The organism is Bacillota bacterium, assembly GCA_018818595.1.
In the GTDB taxonomy this organism is placed as follows: Bacteria; Bacillota_I; Bacilli_A; order Izemoplasmatales; family Hujiaoplasmataceae; genus JAHIRM01.
Window position 1 is genome coordinate 60,535 of the sequence record JAHIRM010000037.1, and the last position, 20,674, is coordinate 81,208.

Sequence of the window (20,674 nt, forward strand, 5' to 3'; positions counted from 1 at the left end):
GTTATATCACCTCTGCGACGCCACCGGCATCTTCAATTGCTTTTTTTGCAGAAGCCGAAAATTTCGAAGCTTTGACAGTAAGTTTAACATTGAGAATTCCTTTACCTAATACTTTAACACCGGTTTTCAAACTATTAATCTTACGATCACTTAATAATAATTCAGGTGTAATAATTGTTGAAGCTTTATAATTGTTTAAATCTTCTACGTTGACAACCGCATACTCTTTACGGAAAAAGTTTGTGAATCCTCGTTTTGGTAAACGTTTGAAAAGAGGAGTTTGTCCACCTTCAAAACCTAAACGGGTTCCTCCACCAGTACGCGAGTTTTGACCCTTGGTTCCACGTCCTGCTGTTTTACCATTTCCACTACTTGTCCCGCGACCAACACGTTTCTTGTAATGAGTTGCGCCTTCAACTGGTTTTAATTCATGTAATTTCATTTAGGGCACCTCCTACTTGACTTCTTCGACTGTAACTAAATGACTAATTGTATTGATCATACCATTAATCGAATCGCTTTCTTCTTTAACAACTGAAGAATTGCGTTTAGTAAGTCCTAAAGCTTTCACTGTTTTTACTTGATTTGGCTTGCGACCCATTAATCCCTTTATCAAAGTAATTTTAAATTTTTTCATTATTTTAAGACCTCCTCAACTGTAAGTCCACGAATTGCTGCGATTGTTTCAACACTTCTAAGTGCTTTCAATCCTTCCATGGTCGCTCTTACGATGTTGATTGGTGAGTTTGATCCTAATGATTTGCTTAAAACGTCTTCTACTCCTGCAAGCTCTAAAACGGCACGTACAGGTCCACCTGCAATGACACCGGTTCCTTCAACTGCTGGGCGTAAAAAGACTTTTGCTGCGCCATATCTACCTGTTATTTCATGAGGAATGGTTGTTCCATTCATAGGAATTAACACTAAGTTTTTCTTTGCATCTTCAATCGCTTTTTTAATTGCATCAGGAACTTCACTTGCTTTTCCGGTTCCAAATCCAACGTTACCTTTGTGATCTCCAACAACAACTATAGCAGAAAAACTGAAACGTCTACCACCCTTAACAACTTTGGTTACACGGCCAATATTGACAACTCTTTCATCATAGAGTTTTTCTTCTCTTTTTTTCACACGAGATGTGCGAGACGGTTTTCTATCTCTTCCGTCCTTTGCATTATTCTCTAGCATAGGGTTACCTCCTTCATTAGAATTCTAGCCCTGCTTCTCTACAAGCTTCGGCTAATGCTTTGACTCTACCGTGGTATAAATATCCTCCACGATCGAACACAACAGCTTTAATTCCTTTTTCTAACGCTTTCTTTGCAAGCAATGTACCAACGGCTTTTGCACCTTCCACATTACCGCCATTCACTTCTTTTAATTCTAAAGAAGAAGCTGAAACTAATGTAACACGTAATGTATCATCAATAATTTGACAGTAAATTGCTTTACTGGAACGGAAAACGTTTAAACGAGGTCTTAAAGTTGTTCCCTTAATGTGTGCTCTAATACGGAAATGTCTTTTTAGCCGTTGAGCATTTTTATCTACTGGATTAAACATAGTTCATTACCTCTCTGCTATTACTTCGCAGTTTTCCCTTCTTTACGACGTACAAATTCGCCACGATACCTAATACCTTTACCTTGATAAGGTTCTGGTTGACGTATCTTACGAATGTTAGCAGCAAATTCTCCTACTGCTTGTTTATCTATTCCTTTAATATGAACCTCTGTATTTTGAGGGATTTCTACTACAATTCCTTCCGGAATCAATACTTCAACTGGATTTGAATAACCAACACTTACTATTAATGTATTACTGTCTTTTAATGAAGCACGGTACCCAACGCCCTTGATATCAAGGATTTTTTCGTAGCCTTCAGTTACACCTTTAACCATATTATTCAATAACGCTCTTGTCGTACCATGTAAAGCACGATGACGTAATGAATCAGATGGTCGGGTTACAGAAATTTCATTATTAGCAGAATCAATCTTCATATCACTATTAAATGTAAATTCTAATGTTCCTTTTGGACCAATTATCGTGACATGATTTGCACTGTCAACGGTAATTGTTACGCCTTTTGGAACTGAAATTGATTGTTTGCCAACACGACTCATAGCTTTCTTGCACCTCCATAATTTCTATTTAGATTTTGTATTTTTTGATTACCAAACATAAGCTAAAACTTCTCCACCAACTTGTTTTCTTCTAGCTTCTCTATCAGTCATAATACCTTGAGAAGTGGAAACGATCGCAATTCCGAGACCGTTTAAAACTCTGGGAAGATCATCCGTTTTAGCATATACTCTTAATCCTGGTTTTGAAATTTTCTTTAAACCTCTAACCGCTCTTTCTTGATTAACTAAATACTTTAAAGTAACCTTTATCATTCCTTGAACTCCATCTTTAACTCGTTCAAAGCTTGTAATATATCCTTCACTTTTAAGCAAACTTAAAATTTCAACTTTTAACTTCGAAGCTGGAATTTCAACGGTCGGATGTTTCATTTGATTTGCGTTGCGGATTCTTGTAAGCATATCCGCGATTGGGTCTGTCATAACCATATTAATTATGCCTCCTTCCTTGATACATAGGAATTTACTTTCATCATATTATATTACCAACTTGCTTTTTTAACGCCAGGTATTTGTCCAAGATAAGCTAACTCACGGAAACAAATACGACATAGTTTAAATTTACGGTATACAGAATGAGGACGTCCGCAACGTTCGCATCTTGTGTAGTCTCTAACTGGAAATTTTGAACCACGTTTTTGTCTGACTTTCATCGATGTTTTAGCCATAGTACGCCTCCTTTAGTTTTTCTTGAATGGCATGCCATATAGTTTCAACAGTTCTAGACCTTCTTGATCCGATTTAGCTGTTGTAACAATGACAATGTCCATTCCGCGAATTTTATTTACTTTATCGTAATTAATTTCTGGAAATATTAACTGTTCTTTTACTCCTAGAGTGTAATTCCCGCGACCATCAAATCCTTTTGGATTAATTCCACGAAAATCTCTAACACGTGGTAATGCAATAGTAATGAGTTTATCTAAGAATTCAAACATTCTTTCACCACGAAGTGTCACTTTGCAACCAATCGGCATTCCTTCACGAAGTTTAAAACTTGCGATGGATTTTTTTGCTTTTGTCACAAGTGGTTTTTGACCTGTAATTATTGCCAATTCATTAACGGCATCATCTAATACTTTTGGATTCGCAACTGCGTCTCCAGCTCCTATGTTAATAACTATTTTACTAACTTTTGGACATTCCATGACGGAAGAATAATTAAATTTTGCCATTAAAGCGGGCATCATCTCGCTTTTATATTTTTCTTGTAAACGATTCATCAATTAACTCCCTCCATTATTTTAAGACTTCGCCAGATTTTTTTGCATATCTAACTACTTCTGTAACTTCTTTTTTCTTAACTGTTTTTGTAACTGTTTTAAAACCAATTTTTGTAGGTTTTTTTGTTTTTGGATCTAAAAGCATTACATTTGATGCATGAATTGGTTTTTCAAGTTCAATAATTCCACCATCAGGATTCAATTGAGATGGTTTTAAATGTTTCTTAACTTTACTTAATCCTTCACCATCAAGTAATACTCTTTCTGATTTTTTTATAATTTTAGAAATTGTACCTTGTTTTCCCTTGTCTGCACCAGAGATTATAACGACTTTATCGCCTTTTTTTAGTTTCATGATAACCCTCCTTATAATACTTCTGGAGCTAAGGAAACAATTTTTGTAAATTCCGCTTCTCTTAACTCTCTTGCAACAGGTCCAAAGATTCGAGTTCCTTTAGGGCTCTTGTCATCTTTAATGATAACTGCAGCGTTGTCATCAAATTTTATGTGTGAGCCATCAGGACGACTAACACCTTTCTTTGTTCTTACGATAACCGCTTTCACGATTTCACCTTTTTTTACTAAACCACCAGGAGTAGCTGCTTTCACTGTCGCAACAATCACATCACCTATATTGGCATATTTACGACTTGTACCACCTAAAACTTTAATAGTTAAAATTTCACGTGCACCAGAATTGTCAGCTATCTTTAATCTACTCTCTTGTTGAATCATTATAATTTCCTCCCTTCAGCACTCATTATAGAATCACGTTTTGTTCTACAATTTCAACTAAACGGAAACGTTTTAAGCGAGATAAAGGACGACATTCTGTAATTTTCACTACATCGCCTTTTTTCGCTTGATTTAATTCATCATGAGCTGTGAATTTTTTAGACGAAATAACTCGTTTGCTATATATTGGATGTTTTTTATAAGTGGTTACCAAAACAGTAATGGTCTTATCGTTTTTGTCCGAGACGACTGTTCCGGTAAATACTTTACGATTTACATTTGCTTCCATAGATACCCTCCCTACTTACTTTCTCGTTCGGTAAGAATAGTCTTCATACGAGCGATTGTCTTTCTTACAGTACTTAAACGTGCAGTGTTTTCCAATTGACCTGTCGCATGTTTAAAACGAAGATCAAACATTTCTTTTTTCATGTTATTAATTTGAGTTAAAATGGTAGCGGTGTCCATTTCGCGAATTTCTTTAACGTGCATCATTTTGAATCACCACTTTCTTTCTTAATAATCTTTGTCCGAATTGGAAGTTTGTGAGATGCAAGTCTTAATGCTTCTCTTGCAACGTCTTCAGGAACTCCAGCAATTTCAAACATGATTAATCCTTCTTTTACAACAGCAACCCATTCTTCAGGAGAACCTTTTCCAGATCCCATCCGAACTTCCATAGGTTTTTTCGTTTTAGCCAAATGTGGAAATATTTTAACCCATACTTGTCCAGCACGTTTCATTTCACGTGTCATCGCAATACGACTTGCTTCGATTTGACGAGCGGTAATCCACGCGCCTTCTAAAGCTAATAATCCGAATTCGCCAAACGATATTTCTGTACCACCTTTTGCATGGCCTTCATAGCTCACACGGTGTGGACGACGATATTTAGTTCTTTTAGGCATTAACATAATTACCTAGCCTCCTTTTTCGAAGGCAAAATCTCACCTTTATAAATCCATACTTTAACTCCTAATTTTCCATAGGTTGTCTTCGCTTCTGCTAATGCATAATCGATGTTTGCTCTTAAAGTATGTAAAGGTACATTTCCTTCACTGTATCCTTCACTACGCGCCATTTCAGCACCTGCTAAACGACCAGAAATTAATGTTTTGCATCCTTTTGCTCCGGCTTTTAAAGCGCGTTGAATCGCAACTTTTTGCACTCTTCTAAATGAAGCACGATTTTCTAATTGTTTTGCAATGCTTTCTGCAACTAATTTTGCATCTAATTCTGCACGTTTAATTTCAACTACATTCAAAAAGACTTCTTTGTTTGATAAAAGTTTTAACTTTTCAACAACTGCATTTTTAGTTTCTCCGTTACGGCCAATGACCATACCAGGTTTTGCAGTGTTAACAGTAATAATTACTCTTGATTTACTTCGCTCAATTTCAATTTTAGAAACACTAGCATTCTTGTAGAGTTCGTTTAATAAGTCACGAATTTTAATGTCTTCAAGTAGTAAATCGGCTACATCATTTTTATTCGCATACCATCTAGATTCCCAATCGAGAATGATGCCAATGCGTTGTCCTATTGGACTGACTTTTTGTCCCATAAAATTCCTCCTTATTCCTTCTCTGCCACAGTAATGTAAATGTGACTAGTTCGTTTCAAAATCGCGAATCCACGTCCTTGAGAGCGTGGTTGCATTCTTTTAAGCGTTTTTCCTTCACCAACAAAAATTTCTTTAATGAATAGATTTTTTTGCTCTAATTGATAATTATGTTCTGCATTAGCTACCGCAGATTTTAATAATTTTTCAACTGTTTTCGTTGCTCCTCGAGGTGTATTTCTAAGAATTGCATAAGCATCTCCAATGTTTTTTCCTCGAATTAAATCTACAACTAAACGTACTTTACGGGCGGCGATTCGGACGGTGTTTACACATGCTTTAGCTTCCATCTATTTGCCTCCTCCTGATGATTTTTTTACAACTTTCTTGTCGGCGTGGCCGCGATAAGTTCTAGTTGGAGAGAACTCTCCTAATTTGTGTCCAACCATATCTTCTGTAACATATACTGGAATATGTTCTTTTCCATTATGTACTCCGAGGGTTAGTCCAACAAATTGTGGGAAAATTGTAGAACGTCTTGACCATGTTTGTATGACTTTTTTTGAATTTAATCGATTTGCTTCAACCACTTTTTTCATTAAGTGATCATCACAAAACGGACCTTTTTTTACTGAACGTGACATATTGAGTTCCTCCTCCCTTATTTATTTCTGCGTCTAACGATTAATTTATCGCTAGATTTATGAGATTTTCTAGTAATCATTCCAAGTGCTACTTTCCCCCAAGGCGTTAATGGTGATGGATGTCCAACAGGTTGTTTTCCTTCTCCACCTCCATGAGGATGGTCAACTGGATTCATAACCGAACCACGAACGGTTGGTTTGACACCCATATGACGTTTTCTTCCGGCTTTACCAAGATTAACAAGTTCGTAAAATTCATTACCAACTTCGCCAATGGTTGCGCGGCATACGCCTAAAATCCGTCTAACTTCTCCAGATTTTAATCGTACTAATACATATCGTTCTTCACGGCCTAGAATTTGAGCACTCGTTCCAGCTGCTCTAATTAATTGACCGCCTTTTCCAGGATATAATTCGATGTTGTGAATCACGGTACCAACAGGAATGTTTTTAATTGGTAAAGCATTTCCAACAACGATATCGGCACCCTCTCCAGATTCAATAGTCATTCCGACTGTCAAATTTTTTGGAGCGATGATATAGCGTTTTTCGCCATCAAGATAATGGATTAAGGCAATGTTTGCACTACGATTTGGATCGTATTCAATAGAAGCTACTTTTCCTTTAATTCCATCTTTATTACGTTTGAAGTCGATAATACGATATTTTCTTTTTTCGCCACCAGCTTGATGACGAACGGTAATCTTACCTTGATTGTTTCTTCCACCCTCTTTTTTAAGTGGGGCAAGAAGTGATTTCTCTGGCTTGACATCTGATAATTCTTTGTAATCTAACTTTGTCATTCCTCGTAAACCAGGTGTCAGTGGTTTATACTTGATAATAGCCATTATTTAAGTCCTCCTATTACGCAGAATAAATGTCGATTTTATAACCTTCAGCAAGCGTAATGATAGCTTTACTGACAGCGGCTGTAAATCCAGAATGTTGACCAACTCTTTTTGCTTTGGCCATTCCGTTTATGACATTTACCTTTGTGACTTTCACATCAAAGATAGATTCAATTGCTTCTTTGATTTGGATTTTATTTGCGTTTTTATCTACTTCAAAGGTATATTTGCCTTTTTCCGATAATTTTGTCGACTTTTCAGAAACGAGCGGGCGTTTTATTATTTGATATTTGTCCATATTAAATTAATCCCTCCTCGATTTTCTTTAAAGCTAATTCGGTTGCAATAATATGCGTTGTATTCATTACATCATATACACTGATGTGATCATATGTAACGGTTGTAACGTTCGGAATATTTCTTGATGCAATATCCGCCATTTCATTTACGTCATCTAGTAATAACATAATTTTTCCAGTCATTTTTAAATTGTTTAAGACTTCAACCATCCCTTTGGTTTTATTAGTCTCTAACACTAATTGATTTATAGCGATAATACCTTCCTCGCGTACTTTATCAGATAAAACAATCTTTAAAGCTAAGCGACGAATTTTTTTGTTAATTTTATAATCATAACTACGTGGAATTGGGCCAAAAACAACTCCTCCACCAACCCATTGTGGTGCACGAATGGATCCTTGACGAGCATGTCCTGTTCCTTTTTGACGAAACGGTTTACGGCCGCCACCTCTTACTTCTGTCCTTGTTTTGGTTTTTGCATTTCCTTGACGCATAGCAGCTCTTTGTGCTTTCACTACGTCATAAATGACTTGTTGATTTGATTCAACTCCAAATACGGAATCAGCTAAGTTAATTTCTCCTACAGATTCTCCTGCTTGATTTAACAATGCTAATTTAGGCATAGCAAATCCTCCTTTCAACGATATTTATCCTATTTTTGTTTTTTAATTGCATTTTGAATTATAACTAATGATTTATTTGCTCCTGGTACATTTCCTTTTACTAACAAAATGTTGTTTTCGACATCAGCGCGAACTACTGTCAAATTTTGGATTGTTACAGTTTCAAAGCCCATTCTACCAGGCATTTTCTTACCTTTTCGAATACGGTTTGGAGCAATAACTCCCATTGATCCAACACCACGATGATATTTTGATCCATGAGCCATTGGTCCGGTATGGAAGTTGTGACGCTTAATCACACCTTGAAAACCTTTCCCTTTTGAAGTTCCTGTTGCGTCTACAAAATCACCAGCGGCAAATATATCACATTTTACCTCTTGGCCAGCTTCGTATTCCATCATTCCAGAAAGACGAATCTCTTTTATGTAGCGCTTAGGTGTTGTTCCAACTTTTTCAAAGTGACCAGTAAGTGGTTTATTGACTATGTTAGCTCTTTTATCCATAAACCCTAATTGAATCGCTTCGTATCCATCAGTCTCAACTGTTTTCTTTTGTAAGACAATATTTGGAGTAACTTCGATTACTGTAACCGGAATTAATCTACCTTCAATGTCAAACACTTGAGTCATTCCTACTTTTCTTCCTAAGATACCTTTTGCCATGAGTACACCTCCTATAAATTTTTTGTTACTATTTCTTTTTTTATTACTTTAATACAATGTCGACACCAGATGGTAAGTCGAGATGCATTAACGAATCAATTGTTTTTGCTGAAGGATTCACGATGTCAATTAAACGTTTGTGAGTTCTTCTTTCAAATTGTTCTCGAGAATCTTTGTTAACATGAGGACTTCTTAAAACCGTGAAGATTTCTTTTTCCGTTGGTAACGGAATCGGTCCAGATACTGTAGCACCTGTTTTCTTTGCCGTATCAACAATTTTCTTTGCTGATTGATCTAATAATCTGTGATCATAAGATTTTAATCTGATTCTGATAACTTGATTTGCAGCCATTTATTGCTCCTCCTTTGCATATAATTTAGCTTATATACTGGCTCGTTGTAAATTCCCTAACCTCTTACGCTTCGTCATAACAACGCTTACGTGTGTGTCAGCAACCTCACAAGTCTATGCCTTCCTGCTTTTGACAGGCATTGACTATTTTAGCAAATTTTAATCAATAAAGCAAGTCTTTTTTATCGATTTACAGGTATTTTTTCCTTATATAATAGAATAGTGATTAATTTTGGTTAAAATCAATAATTATTTGCATTAATTCGTCATTAAAGCTATATGAATTGGTATCTGCATAATCCACCATAACGATGGGCATGGTTTCTAACCAGGTCAAAAATTGGGTTTGTTCAAGCAATTGATGATTGAAATCTTTCGCCCTTTCAAGCAAGGACCAAGTCAATAATGCATTTACAATTCCTGTGCCGTTCATTTGCATGGTTACAACAGCTTGCATTACTCTAAACGCTTCTTGACTATCTCTTGCGTCTAAGTTTTCACTCATTTGATTTCCCGTTAATGCATTTCCAGTTTCAATGAGAGATGCTTCTTCTTCTAAAAATAAAAATACTTCGTCAAATTGATCTAAATTTGGCCAGGCTGATCGAATGCAATATCCATAACTCCAAAACAAAGGACTCGTTTCGTTAAATTTTGAAAAAATGAGTACTCCTGCTTTGGTAAGATTTGAAGTAACGTCTGCGTATGTAATCAAAGAGGTATCTTTAAGATTATCTGGATAAGCAAAATCGAGAATACCTGAATCCTCAAATAATTGATAGATTTCTAAAAAAGTAGATTCGTCTTCATAATCCGCGCCATTTACATGCTGAATATCTAACAATATAAATTCTCCTGGATGGTCTTCTAAAAAAACAGAAATGGTTTCCAAAATTGGATAAAATTCCAAACTAAAATAAGTGTGAGATGTATACCAAGCTTCTTTGGAATCGTTATAAGTCAAACGAATATCAAAATAACGAACCCCATGATTTAAAAGATCTTCTACAACCGAAACTTGCGTTCTGGATTGTTTGACAGAAAATCCTTTAATAAGCGCTCCAGTTATTCCGGTTTGTATGGAATCGGCAGACAAAAGATCTACTTGGCTAAAATAACTGATTTTACTTGTAAAGGCATCGTGTGCGCCAAGCAGGGCAACGTCTTTTATCAAATCGCTTGAATCTAAGGTTTCGCTCATCCATGATTCATAAGAAGTATCGGTTACTTTGTCGCTAAAATTCGTAATTGGAAAGTTAATCGTAACCAATAGTACTAAAATAATTTCAAAAATCATTAAAAGAATTCGAACAAATTTATTTTTTAAAAGTTTCATGATTTTCCTCTTCTTTCCAAAAATAGTCTAACGCTTTTTTTATCTTCTTAGGTTGATTAAGTGTTGTAATATGGCTCCATTCTTTGGGATATAATTGCATATATTTTCTGGAAGTAAATCGGTCATCAAGTAAAATCGCTATCCCTCTGTCTGTCTCAGAACGGATCACTCGTCCAACAGCTTGAATAACTTTGTTTAATCCAGGATACGTATAAGCAAAATCAAACCCGCTTTGAAATTCTTGGTCAAAATGGGATCTTAAAATATTGTTATAAGGACTTAAAGCGGGAAGCCCAACCCCAACTATTAAAACACCACTTAACATATCTCCAATCAAATCAATGGATTCACCAAATATTCCTCCCATAACAAACAAACCAATTTGAGTCTTTTCACTTGAAGTTTTGAACATCATCAAATAGTCAGAACGTTGTTTTAATGTCATTTCCTTTCTTTGGATAATCACATCAAATTGATCTGGGTTTAAATTGAGATTATCTAAAAGCAAATTTAAATATTGATAGGATGGAAAGAACAAAATATAGTTTCCTTTTTTGCTATGAATTAAAGCGTCTGTTACATCTTTGATTATTTGTATGGAATCTTGTCTGTCGTGATATCTTGTAGAAACAGAGTCAACAGCCAGTAACAATAAATTATCTTGTTTGAACGAAGAAATCATTTTAACGTCTTTTCCAATTCCTCCAGTTAATAATGCTTTGTAATAATAAATTGGATCAAGTGTAGCACTAAAAAAAGTACAGGCTTGTGCAAAGTTTGTTATCGTGCTTTTTATAAATTCGCTTGCATTTAAACATTTAATCGACACTTGAATAATTTGTTCGCTTCGCTCTAACAAAAAGACAAATTCTTGATTGTAAAACTCGCTGACTTTCACAAATTGATAAATTTCAAAATAGATTTCAACGATTAAACTTCGATTAATAATTTTCTTATCCGATGAAAGCGCTTGATCAAATTTTACTAACAATTTCCTTAATGTCTGAATGAAAAATTCATTTAAATTATCTTTTTTTATGAAGTCAACTTCAAGAAGTTCAAGTTCCATTTCCATAAACAAATCAAGTATGTTTGAAATTTCTCTTTTTGGACTTGGTTTTAAAAAACGAACCAATCCTTTGAGTTTTATAAACGTATCGTTACTTAACGTTGCACTATACATATCTCTACTTCTAGAAACCAAATTATGTGCTTCATCCACAAGTAAAATTGGTTGATAGACTGTGTCTTCAAAATACCGAATCAGATGAACTCTAGGATCGAAAACATAGTTGTAATCACAAATGATAATATCGGAATAATTAGAAATATCAAGAGATAATTCAAAAGGACAAACACTATGTTTTTTAGCGTATTTTTTTATGATATCTTTGGAATAAATGGATTCGTTTTCTAAGAGATCTGATAAAGCTTTATATAGTTTTTTGTAATAGCCGTTGGCGTATTTGCAAACTGCAGGATCACAATCTCTTTCTTTTAAAAAACACATAGGATCCTTTGCTGTTATTTCGCAAGTTTTAGCGATTAATCCTTTTTCTTCTAATAAAGCTATCGTATCGAGAGCAATTTGTTTTCCATCGTTTTTTGCACTCAAATAAAAAATTTTCTGTCTTGGCATATGAATTGTTTTTAATGCTGAGTAAATCGTCGCGATGGTTTTGCCAATTCCGGTAGGAGCTATCGCATATAAAATTTCTTTTTCTAAGATGGAGCGATAAATATTGGCCATTAATTCACGTTGGTTTAGTCGATATTCTGGAAAGGGAAAATTTAACCCAACAATTGATTTTTGTCTTTCTTCTTCATGCCGATTGAGACGCTTAATCCACTCTAAATATTTATGGATTATTTTATTGAAGAAAGTTTCAAGCACTTTAAACGTAATTGTTTTTTCAATCCTATAAATTTCTTTGTCCTCTACTTGGATATAGGTTAACCAAATCTCAATTTTCTTTAATTTCTTTTCCAAAGAATAAAGGTATGCATATAGTTTTGCTTGAACCAAATGACTAGGAAATGAAGTTTCATCTAAATATTCAAAGTCAACATAGGTCGATTTAATTTCTTCTAATATTAGTTTATTATCTCTTAATAAAATTCCATCGATTCTTCCAGTGATTTCTAAATGCATTTCTTCCTCAAAAAAATCGGTCTTAACAAAGACTTCTTTTTGATCGCATTCGCTATATTTGTTTTGCCAATATTGATGAATTTGCGTTCCTTCTTGCGCTCTTGCAAGCGTAATACGATCGCTTGTTATATTCCCACTTCCATATAACAATTCAGCGATTTCTTTTGCGCTAACTCGTAAGTCTTTCATTCTATCACCGTCTTTATTATACAATATTTTGGTTCATTTATTTACATTTTCTAAAAGGATAAAAAAAAACCAAAAACTTGTTTTGGTTTTACTAAATATCAATCTTAACTTTAAATGGTAGTAATGGTAATTCGTTTGAAGAATAGATGTCGCAAATCGGATAAGGCTGAATTGCATATCTTACTTCCTTAATGTTTTTAATGTTTGAGATTACAATTTGATTATTCATTAATTCCACTTTGTTGGTTTCATAAAAAAACAGCCCATCTTCGCTTAAATAAATCCCTTTATTTTGTCTTGATTTTGAAACAAGATTGAGATGATTAAACTGGGTATAAATAATTAATTTATTTTTTGAAAATTGGTAACTAAAATAAGCTGGGGAAAGCGAGTTTTTTCCTGTATGATAGATTTTTTCTAAAATGACGTTCGCAATTCTTTGTGATATGACACATTTGTCTTTTGGATTAATATCAAATTCGTCGCCAACATCAATGGCAGAAACCATGAAGACTTGATTATTAGGATTGATACAATTTGTTTGTGCATCCCTTATATTAGAAACACATTGAGATTCATGAAGCGGATAATTATACCCCGCAATTTGGGTAAAAAAGAAAGGAAGTCTCAAATTATTAAATTCTCTTCTCCAACTTTTCACAAGCGTTTGAAACGCTTCTTGATAAAAGGAATCATTTTTAACATCTGATTCCCCTTGATAATATATAATTCCTTTTAAATGACAGAGAAAAATCGTTTTTAACATTGAGTTATATATTCCAGAAGGTCGATTCGGGTGCTTTGGTCCAATAGGCAATTCGGGCTTAGGCCCAAGAAGATTAGTGTCTTCAATTTGCGAGATTTTTACCCCTTGTTGTGAAAGAGATTTTAATTTATTTTCATAGTCTTGAAGCTCGTATACTTTTTCTTTATAACATTTATCATATTCTTCTGTGGTTGAAAATTTATAAATTTCTTCTTGATACTCTTTTAGATGTTTTCGAAGTTTTTCGTTTTCAAGAATATCTTGATAATTCATCCAAGAAAAAATAGATGTATTCGCGTAATTACATGAAATAATTCCCACTGGAATTCGGATATTTTCAAAAATATTATGAGAAATGTAATATCCCAAAGCACTAAAACAAAGTGGTGATTCTTTGTCACAAATTAACCATTTGGAATCAGATTTATAGATTGTAGGAAATTCTTTCTCTGCACCTTCATAAGGAAGTGACGGTACATCAAAATAACGAATGAGTGCTTGTTCTTGTATCAAAGTGTCGTTTGATTCTTTTAATGGAAATTCAACATTTGACTCTCCTGCAATTAAATATACATCTCCAACTAAGCAATTATAGATGGTTTTAGATTGTCTTTTAGAAACAACTGTAAATGAGAACCCTTGTTTTACAACTTCGGATGAAGGAAGCTCAATTAAAAATTGCTTACTTTTTGTTTTAATTTTAACTTCATTATTAAAAAATAAAACCTTAATTTCAACTCCCTTTTTACATGACCCAAAAATATGGATTGGCTTTCCGGTTTGAAAAACCATATAATCAGTAAAAATTGGTGCTAAATTAAAGTTTTCTTTCATAGTAATGCCTCCAAGTAAAAAACAAACTAACATCCATTATAACAGTATTTTATTTTTTGTAAATGTAAAAATGAATCTTTGAACGTATTGTAAATAATTCTTTTTTATTTTCGTTTTTCGTCAGAAAAAAGCCAGATAAATTAGTATCTGACTTGTATTAATTAAGTTTTTATTGATTTTCTATAATATTTTTTTCCTTTTTTTGTTAAATAATTTTGTTTCGAAAATAAAATCGAATCTTGAATAGACTCTTGAATATCTCTTGAAGTAAACCCTAACTCGTTTCTTGCCTTTTCATTAGAAAAATGATAATTAGAATTCAATACAATAATAGAGTAATGCGTAAACAATGGTTTTTGTCTCACGATTTTATAATATATTTCTGCAAAATAACTCATTGACAGTATAAACCAATAAGAAAGTTTTGTTTTGATCTTCTTTTTTCCAGTATGAAGCGAAATAGAATCTAGCAATTCTTTGACCGTAATTTCATGCCCTGATAAGATATAGCAATTTTTGTCATTTCCTTTTTCAAAAGCGAGTCTTATGCCTTTTGCAACATCACGAACGTCAACAAAATTATATCCTCCATTTAAATAAGCGGTAAGTCTTCCCATCAAAAAATCGATAAATAATTGACTTACATTTGATAGTTGATAATCGTAGGGTCCTATCACTCCTGAAGGATGACAAATCACTACTTCTAACTCTGGGTCAGTTTGATTTAAAACAAAATCAGTGGCAATTGTCTTAGATTTAGCATAATGTCCTTTTACAAATTTAGGATCAAACTCATTTACTTCCATCATGAGTTCTCCTTTAGGGAGTTCCGGAATCGCATGAACGCTTGAAGTATAAACAAGACGCTTAATACGATTTGTTTGGCATACTTTTACAATGTTTTTTGTTCCCTCGACATTTACTCTGAAAATATTTTTCTTGTTTCCAGTGCCAATTTCAACAATGCCCGCTAAATGAAAAACAACATCAAAATCTTTAATTGATTTTAATAAAAACTCATAATCTAAAATGTTTCCAATTACAATATCAGAATAGGCTTCAATCATTTTATAATTGTCTTTTGGCAAGACTAAAGAAGTCACAAAATATCCTTGTTCAAACAGCTCTTTTACCAGTACATTTCCAATGTGTCCCGTAGCGCCAGTCACGAAGCATTTCATATTAATACATCTCCTCATTGTTATCTACAATATTAATTATATACTTCATTCTATAAAAAGTAAACAAAGGTTCACTATTAAGATACTGGAGGGTGATAAGGTTTATTTCTAGTTTGAACGAAAGCGTATCAATTGCGTTTAGTTGATTAAACAAACAAAAAGAATTGCCAGCGATTTCTCACCATCAATTCTTTCGTTCAATGTTTATTGGCCCTAAAACCAAACATTTTTTATGTCAATGCTTTAAGGTTTCGCAACTATTTTTTTCCGAATGTTTTTGGAGCTGGCTTTGGTGCTGGTTTTACTTCTGGCTTTGGTGCTGGCTTTGGTGCTGGTTTTACTTCTGGTTTTGGTGCTGGTTTTTTGAATTCCATATGCGTTCCTCCTTTCTCCTTGTATATAATATCTTCTTTTTTTATTGGTAAAGTGCCATTTGAAAATAATTTATATTACTAAGAATTTCAGTTGATCTATAAATTGTTTTCCCGTCTAAATAATGCATTTTAATCATCAATTTCATTATACGCTTCCCTTATAAATATACAATGGTCAAATGAACACTATTTGCATAGTTTTACACATTATTTTTTCAGTTTAATCTATTTCTTTTAAAGAAAATTATTTGCGTATGCCTCACATCTGTTTTCAAATCAAACTTCAAAGAAAAAAGCTGAAAATATTTAATTTTTCAGCTTATTTTTTTACTTGCAAGCGAACATATATATTTTTTTCGCATCATCTAAAGATAACTTTTTAAAAGAGCCAAAATGGTTTCCTCTATTTACTTTCAATTTCTCAATAAGTTTATCGATGTCTTCTTCTTTGGCTTTAATTTCTTTAAACGAAGTCGGCATTCCTATTTCTTTAAAAAAGGATTCCAAAGCATCAATTCCTTTTAAAGCGACCTCTTTTTTGTTTTGTAAATTTCCTGAAACCCCAAAAACAGTCGTCGCTAATTGATAATATCGATTAACATCTTCGTCTACAGTATAGCGCATATAAGAAGGAAACATCACTGCAAGCCCTGCACCATGTGTTACATCGTACAAAGCGCTTAGTTCGTGTTCTAAGCCATGTGTTGCCCAATCTTCTATTCTTCCAACGCCTAAGATTCCATTGTGTGCAATCGTTCCCGCCCAACAGATTGTAGACCTAGCTTCATAATCGTTTGGGTTAATTAAAATTTGTCTTGAAGCTTCTATGATAGAAATAAGGGTTGCTTCTGATAAACGATCAGTTAATTGAACTCCTTTTGATTTTGTCAAATATCTTTCAAAGATATGACTCATCATATCAACAATACCTGCTGCAGTTTGATACATAGGTAAAGAATAAGTTAGTTCGGGATTAATAATTGAAAAAACAGGTCTATAAAATTTGCTAACTGTTCCCCTTTTTAACATTCCGTTTTCTAGGGTGATTACACTAGATTGGGATCCTTCAGATCCAGCAGCTGGAATGGTTAAAATAACCCCTACAGGAAGCGCATCTGTAATCGATGCTTTTTGATCGTAAAAATCCCAAAAATCGCCATCATATTTCGCTCCCGCTGCAATGGCTTTTGCGGAATCAATTGCAGATCCTCCGCCAATAGCTAATACAAAATCAACTTGCTCTTTCTTGCATAATTCAATTCCTTCATATACCAATCCACTTCTTGGATTTGGGAGAACTCCACCTAATTTTAAATAGGTAATTTTTTCTTCCTTAAGTATTGTTTCAATTCTTGATAATAATCCACTTCGAATAATAGAACCTCCTCCAAAATGAATTAATATTTTTTTTGCTTTTACTTTTTTTAATAAGTTTCCAATTTCAAGTTCAGAATCTTTTCCAAATATAAATTCTGTGGGACTAAAAAAACGAAAATTTTCCATATATCCACACTCCTTCACTTTTTATTATAGCATAAGTCAATTTGATTTGTGAGAAGTTTATCTCGATGAATTTCTGTTATAACATCCTTTAAAAAATGATGCCCTATTGTAAAATCAAGGTTTTGATTTAAAGAAAAAGTGTTATAATATAATAGAAGAATTATTTAGAGTTGGAGGAAAAATAATGCGTGATTTAGAATGGATTAAAACAACATTAATAGCTCATAGAGGTCTTCACACCTTAGATCAAATCATCCCAGAAAACACTCTAATCGCTTTTGAAAAGGCAATGGAAAAAGGTTATGGAATAGAATTTGATGTTAATGTCTTAAAAGATGGAACCATAGTTTGTTTTCATGACAAAGATTTAAATCGTCTTTGTGGTGTAAATGAGTATTTAAAAAACGTTACCTTTGAAGAAATCAAAGATTTAACGATTTTAAAATCTGCTCAAAAAATACCAACACTTAAAACCGTTCTTGATTTTATTGATGCAAAAGTTCCTTTATTGATTGAATTGAAACCTTATGGAAATTTTGAAACATTATGTTCAAACTTTGTGGATACAATGAAAGATTATAAAGGAGTTTGGGCTATGCATTCATTTCACCCTTCCATTCTTATGTGGTTTAAAAAGCATCATCCCGAAATTGTTAGAGGACAAATTACAGAGTATTTTACAGACGATTTAACCATAAAAAAAACGACGAAGTTTTTGATGAAAAGAATGGCTTTAAATTTTCTTACAAAACCTGATTTTATTAATTATGGTATGAAAGACATGCCAAATCGATTTATTGATAGACAAATGAAAAAAGGCCGAGTCGTAATTGGCTATGCTTCGACAACACAAGAACAATTTGATTGGATGAAAGCTCATTATCATAATTCGGTATTTGAATATTTTGAACCAAAAAACAGACCCTAAAAAGGTCTGTTTTTCTTTTGTCTTTATTTGGTTAATCCATATCTACATCAAAATTTTCAAGTATCGAATCTTTTTTAATAATAGCTGCATCTCCGTGTTTTACAAAGAACATTGTAATAAAGGCTAACGCAACAAATAAAGTTGCATATGGGAATAATACTTTTCTTCCCCATAAATCCATTAAAACACCGGATAAAATTGGTGTTAAAATCTGTGCCGCCATAGAGAAGGTATAATAATACCCTGTATATTTTCCAACGTTTGACCCCTTACTTAATTCAACGACCATTGGATAAGAGTTTACATTGATGGTTGCCCAGCCAACTCCTGTTAATGCGAAAATAACATACATAAATACTGCGGTACTTTCGTTAATAAAGTATACAGACCCAAAGCAAAAAGTCAAAAGAGTAATTCCCATTAATATTGTTTTTCTTCTTCCGATTTTTGTTGCTAAAATTCCGATAGGAACAAAAGCAATTAAAGCTGCTCCTTGAGCGATTAACAAAGGCATTGCATATCCTAAATTCAATACTTTAGGAGCATAATCTGACAATTTAGTGGTTACCGCATTGTATCCAATAAACCATAAGAATACAGAAAATAGAATTAAGAATAATGCTCTTCTTTTTTCTTTTGATAATTCTTCTACGGTTTCTCCTAAAACTTTTGCTTCATTTTCTTCGGTTAATCCATAACGAATATCGTCGGCTTCTCTTTCAGCAACTAATTTAGGTTCTCTTACTTTCCATAAGAAAATTGCGAGTAATACAAGCATCAAAACCCCAACAGTGATAAAGGCAGGAGTGTAATTAACATAAGATTGTTTATCAAGACCCCATAATGTTAATATAACAATGGATAAGATTCCACCAAAGGTTCCCATTAAATTAATAATTGCATTTGCCTTACTTCTAAGTGGTTTTATGGTCACATCCGGCATTAAAGCAACGGCTGGTGATCTGAAGGTTGACATCGCGATAAGCGCAAGGAATAGAGTGACAATAAAAACAATAAATATCGTAGGATTTGTGGTTGTTAATTCCCAAGCGCGATTGCTTAAATAAGAATAATAATAATCTCGAAGCAATTCTGTTTCGGAACTATCTATAACAGCATCACTTGCTGTATTATCATCTAGAATATTTTGAATTGGAGTAGCAATTTTTTCTTGCCATGTATCAAATATATCTTGAGTTATTTCTTGAGTGGATAAAGCGGTTGTTCTTTCTGCTGTCATTACAGAAAAAATGGTATTCCATTCTGTTACATTCAAATCAGCTGTCTGAATCGAACCATAGTCTTCAATAATGGAAGTTTGACTTTCAATTTTTGCGGTTTGATAACTGTCAGAAAAGGACAAAGTGACAAACGCAAAAGCAGCTATAACAGTTCCGATAATAATATAAGGCGTTCTTCTTCCGCGCTTTGAATTAGTCCTATCAGACAATCCTCCAAACAACGGTAACAAGAATAAGGCAAGAACATTATCCATTGCCATAACGACACCAGACCACGTTTGATTAAGACCAAACTTGTCAATTAGAATTTTTGTAACGACCGAATCATAAGTTTGCCAAAATAAAGAAATCAAGAAAAAGGCTAAGCCAATTAAAAAAACTTTTTTAGTATCTAATTTCATAATTCACCTCGAATATTTATTTTTGATTTTATAATATTATATCATAGAATGGATTTCTGCTTATATCAAATTATAAAAAAAACACCGATTTGGTGTTTAATTTAAATGAATTTTACTTGCAAGATATCTAAGAGCAAGTTCGTTGTACTTATTTGCTTTTAAAGCAAGAGATGTTTTTTCTTCCAAACCTGATTTAATTTTTAAATGAAGCGTTTTTTTTACCTTAAACATGAACGATAATCCAATCAACATTAAGAGTCCGGCTCCTGCATAATTTAAGTAATAGGAGTAAGGATATTCAGGAATTGTAAGTTGACCTGCGTATATTAAATACACAGCATAAGCTGATCCTAAAAATATTAATAGTCCTAAAAGTCTCAGAAGAAATCTGTGATTGATGTACTCCACATAATATTCAAAACGATGGATTGATTTTAGTTCAATTTCATTCATCTTGCGTTGTTTTGTTTTTCGACCTCTTGTAAGAGATAGCCCATAAGTTAATAACACTAGACGTCTATCGGTTAAAAGGAATTGAGCCAAACACCCTTTTGCTTTTAGACCTTTAAAATTCTTCAATATTTTTTCGTTTTTATCTAATGTTATGTTTCGGGTAATATTATTTTTCATTCAATCACCTCCTAAAAATAAGTTATTTATAATTTTACCTTAAATTATC

29 protein-coding genes are annotated in these 20,674 nt (G+C 33.5%); 1 reads left to right on the forward strand and 28 read right to left on the reverse strand.

The window, feature by feature from the left end; translation table 11 throughout:
• Window position 1 precedes the first annotated feature (1 nt).
• The 26 genes from rplO to KJ971_07215 form a co-directional block, all read right to left on the reverse strand.
• Window positions 2-442, reverse strand: coding sequence for a 50S ribosomal protein L15 (rplO, locus tag KJ971_07090; GenBank protein MBU1145603.1), 441 nt, complete (start codon window positions 440-442; stop codon window positions 2-4).
• 12 nt (window positions 443-454) lie between these two features.
• Window positions 455-637 carry a 50S ribosomal protein L30 gene (gene rpmD / locus KJ971_07095; protein ID MBU1145604.1) on the reverse strand — a complete coding sequence of 61 codons (183 nt, stop codon included), beginning with the start codon at window positions 635-637 and terminating at the stop codon, window positions 455-457.
• On the reverse strand, window positions 637-1,188 hold the full coding sequence (rpsE, locus tag KJ971_07100) for a 30S ribosomal protein S5 (protein ID MBU1145605.1): 552 nt from the start codon (window positions 1,186-1,188) through the stop codon (window positions 637-639). The genes rpmD and rpsE overlap by 1 nt, the downstream gene beginning before the upstream one ends.
• Before the next feature lie 16 nt (window positions 1,189-1,204).
• Window positions 1,205-1,561, reverse strand: a complete 357-nt coding sequence (rplR, locus tag KJ971_07105) for a 50S ribosomal protein L18 (protein ID MBU1145606.1) — start codon at window positions 1,559-1,561, stop codon at window positions 1,205-1,207.
• 20 nt (window positions 1,562-1,581) lie between these two features.
• On the reverse strand, window positions 1,582-2,124 hold the full coding sequence (gene rplF / locus KJ971_07110) for a 50S ribosomal protein L6 (protein ID MBU1145607.1): 543 nt from the start codon (window positions 2,122-2,124) through the stop codon (window positions 1,582-1,584).
• 48 nt (window positions 2,125-2,172) lie between these two features.
• On the reverse strand, window positions 2,173-2,571 hold the full coding sequence (rpsH, locus tag KJ971_07115; protein MBU1145608.1) for a 30S ribosomal protein S8: 399 nt from the start codon (window positions 2,569-2,571) through the stop codon (window positions 2,173-2,175).
• A 53-nt stretch (window positions 2,572-2,624) separates the two neighbouring features.
• On the reverse strand, window positions 2,625-2,810 hold the full coding sequence (locus KJ971_07120) for a type Z 30S ribosomal protein S14 (GenBank protein ID MBU1145609.1): 186 nt from the start codon (window positions 2,808-2,810) through the stop codon (window positions 2,625-2,627).
• A 12-nt stretch (window positions 2,811-2,822) separates the two neighbouring features.
• Window positions 2,823-3,365 (reverse strand): 50S ribosomal protein L5, encoded by a 543-nt coding sequence (gene rplE, locus KJ971_07125; GenBank protein MBU1145610.1) that lies wholly within the window; start codon window positions 3,363-3,365, stop codon window positions 2,823-2,825.
• A 16-nt stretch (window positions 3,366-3,381) separates the two neighbouring features.
• Window positions 3,382-3,720: a 50S ribosomal protein L24 gene (gene rplX / locus KJ971_07130; GenBank protein MBU1145611.1), complete on the reverse strand. Its 339-nt coding sequence runs from the start codon at window positions 3,718-3,720 to the stop codon at window positions 3,382-3,384.
• Window positions 3,721-3,731: 11 nt separating this feature from the next.
• A complete protein-coding gene (gene rplN, locus KJ971_07135; GenBank protein ID MBU1145612.1) occupies window positions 3,732-4,100 on the reverse strand; it encodes a 50S ribosomal protein L14 in 369 nt (122 codons plus the stop codon).
• Between the two features lie 25 nt (window positions 4,101-4,125).
• Window positions 4,126-4,389, reverse strand: a complete 264-nt coding sequence (gene rpsQ / locus KJ971_07140; protein MBU1145613.1) for a 30S ribosomal protein S17 — start codon at window positions 4,387-4,389, stop codon at window positions 4,126-4,128.
• Window positions 4,390-4,400: 11 nt separating this feature from the next.
• The gene (gene rpmC, locus KJ971_07145) at window positions 4,401-4,592 is read right to left on the reverse strand and encodes a 50S ribosomal protein L29 (GenBank protein MBU1145614.1); all 192 of its coding nucleotides are present in this window, start codon (window positions 4,590-4,592) and stop codon (window positions 4,401-4,403) included.
• On the reverse strand, window positions 4,592-5,014 hold the full coding sequence (gene rplP, locus KJ971_07150) for a 50S ribosomal protein L16 (protein ID MBU1145615.1): 423 nt from the start codon (window positions 5,012-5,014) through the stop codon (window positions 4,592-4,594). Before rplP ends, rpmC begins: the two co-directional genes overlap by 1 nt.
• Before the next feature lie 2 nt (window positions 5,015-5,016).
• The gene (gene rpsC, locus KJ971_07155) at window positions 5,017-5,664 is read right to left on the reverse strand and encodes a 30S ribosomal protein S3 (GenBank protein MBU1145616.1); all 648 of its coding nucleotides are present in this window, start codon (window positions 5,662-5,664) and stop codon (window positions 5,017-5,019) included.
• A gap of 11 nt (window positions 5,665-5,675) precedes the next feature.
• A complete protein-coding gene (gene rplV, locus KJ971_07160) occupies window positions 5,676-6,011 on the reverse strand; it encodes a 50S ribosomal protein L22 (GenBank protein MBU1145617.1) in 336 nt (111 codons plus the stop codon).
• A complete protein-coding gene (gene rpsS, locus KJ971_07165; GenBank protein MBU1145618.1) occupies window positions 6,012-6,305 on the reverse strand; it encodes a 30S ribosomal protein S19 in 294 nt (97 codons plus the stop codon). It lies immediately after the preceding gene.
• Between the two features lie 17 nt (window positions 6,306-6,322).
• The gene (gene rplB, locus KJ971_07170; GenBank protein MBU1145619.1) at window positions 6,323-7,153 is read right to left on the reverse strand and encodes a 50S ribosomal protein L2; all 831 of its coding nucleotides are present in this window, start codon (window positions 7,151-7,153) and stop codon (window positions 6,323-6,325) included.
• Window positions 7,154-7,169: 16 nt separating this feature from the next.
• Window positions 7,170-7,451, reverse strand: coding sequence for a 50S ribosomal protein L23 (gene rplW / locus KJ971_07175; GenBank protein MBU1145620.1), 282 nt, complete (start codon window positions 7,449-7,451; stop codon window positions 7,170-7,172).
• Between the two features lies 1 nt (window position 7,452).
• Window positions 7,453-8,076 (reverse strand): 50S ribosomal protein L4, encoded by a 624-nt coding sequence (gene rplD / locus KJ971_07180; protein ID MBU1145621.1) that lies wholly within the window; start codon window positions 8,074-8,076, stop codon window positions 7,453-7,455.
• A 29-nt stretch (window positions 8,077-8,105) separates the two neighbouring features.
• On the reverse strand, window positions 8,106-8,738 hold the full coding sequence (rplC, locus tag KJ971_07185; protein ID MBU1145622.1) for a 50S ribosomal protein L3: 633 nt from the start codon (window positions 8,736-8,738) through the stop codon (window positions 8,106-8,108).
• Window positions 8,739-8,781: 43 nt separating this feature from the next.
• Window positions 8,782-9,090, reverse strand: coding sequence for a 30S ribosomal protein S10 (rpsJ, locus tag KJ971_07190; protein MBU1145623.1), 309 nt, complete (start codon window positions 9,088-9,090; stop codon window positions 8,782-8,784).
• Window positions 9,091-9,316: 226 nt separating this feature from the next.
• Window positions 9,317-10,426: a hypothetical protein gene (locus KJ971_07195; GenBank protein MBU1145624.1), complete on the reverse strand. Its 1,110-nt coding sequence runs from the start codon at window positions 10,424-10,426 to the stop codon at window positions 9,317-9,319.
• Complete coding sequence (locus tag KJ971_07200; protein MBU1145625.1) at window positions 10,407-12,767, reverse strand: ATP-dependent DNA helicase; 2,361 nt, start codon at window positions 12,765-12,767, stop codon at window positions 10,407-10,409. The genes KJ971_07195 and KJ971_07200 overlap by 20 nt, the downstream gene beginning before the upstream one ends.
• Before the next feature lie 91 nt (window positions 12,768-12,858).
• Window positions 12,859-14,367: a sialate O-acetylesterase gene (locus KJ971_07205; protein MBU1145626.1), complete on the reverse strand. Its 1,509-nt coding sequence runs from the start codon at window positions 14,365-14,367 to the stop codon at window positions 12,859-12,861.
• A 161-nt stretch (window positions 14,368-14,528) separates the two neighbouring features.
• Complete coding sequence (locus KJ971_07210) at window positions 14,529-15,548, reverse strand: NAD-dependent epimerase/dehydratase family protein (GenBank protein ID MBU1145627.1); 1,020 nt, start codon at window positions 15,546-15,548, stop codon at window positions 14,529-14,531.
• A 701-nt stretch (window positions 15,549-16,249) separates the two neighbouring features.
• Entirely contained in the window at window positions 16,250-17,425 is a 1,176-nt protein-coding gene (locus KJ971_07215) for an iron-containing alcohol dehydrogenase (GenBank protein MBU1145628.1), read from the reverse strand.
• A gap of 184 nt (window positions 17,426-17,609) precedes the next feature.
• Here KJ971_07215 and KJ971_07220 point away from each other — a divergent pair, with 184 nt between their 5' ends.
• On the forward strand, window positions 17,610-18,353 hold the full coding sequence (locus tag KJ971_07220) for a glycerophosphodiester phosphodiesterase (GenBank protein MBU1145629.1): 744 nt from the start codon (window positions 17,610-17,612) through the stop codon (window positions 18,351-18,353).
• 31 nt (window positions 18,354-18,384) lie between these two features.
• Here the strand turns inward: KJ971_07220 and KJ971_07225 are convergent, their stop codons facing one another.
• Window positions 18,385-19,995, reverse strand: coding sequence for an MFS transporter (locus tag KJ971_07225; protein MBU1145630.1), 1,611 nt, complete (start codon window positions 19,993-19,995; stop codon window positions 18,385-18,387).
• Window positions 19,996-20,091: 96 nt separating this feature from the next.
• Complete coding sequence (locus KJ971_07230) at window positions 20,092-20,625, reverse strand: hypothetical protein (protein MBU1145631.1); 534 nt, start codon at window positions 20,623-20,625, stop codon at window positions 20,092-20,094.
• Between the last annotated feature and the right edge of the window lie 49 nt (window positions 20,626-20,674).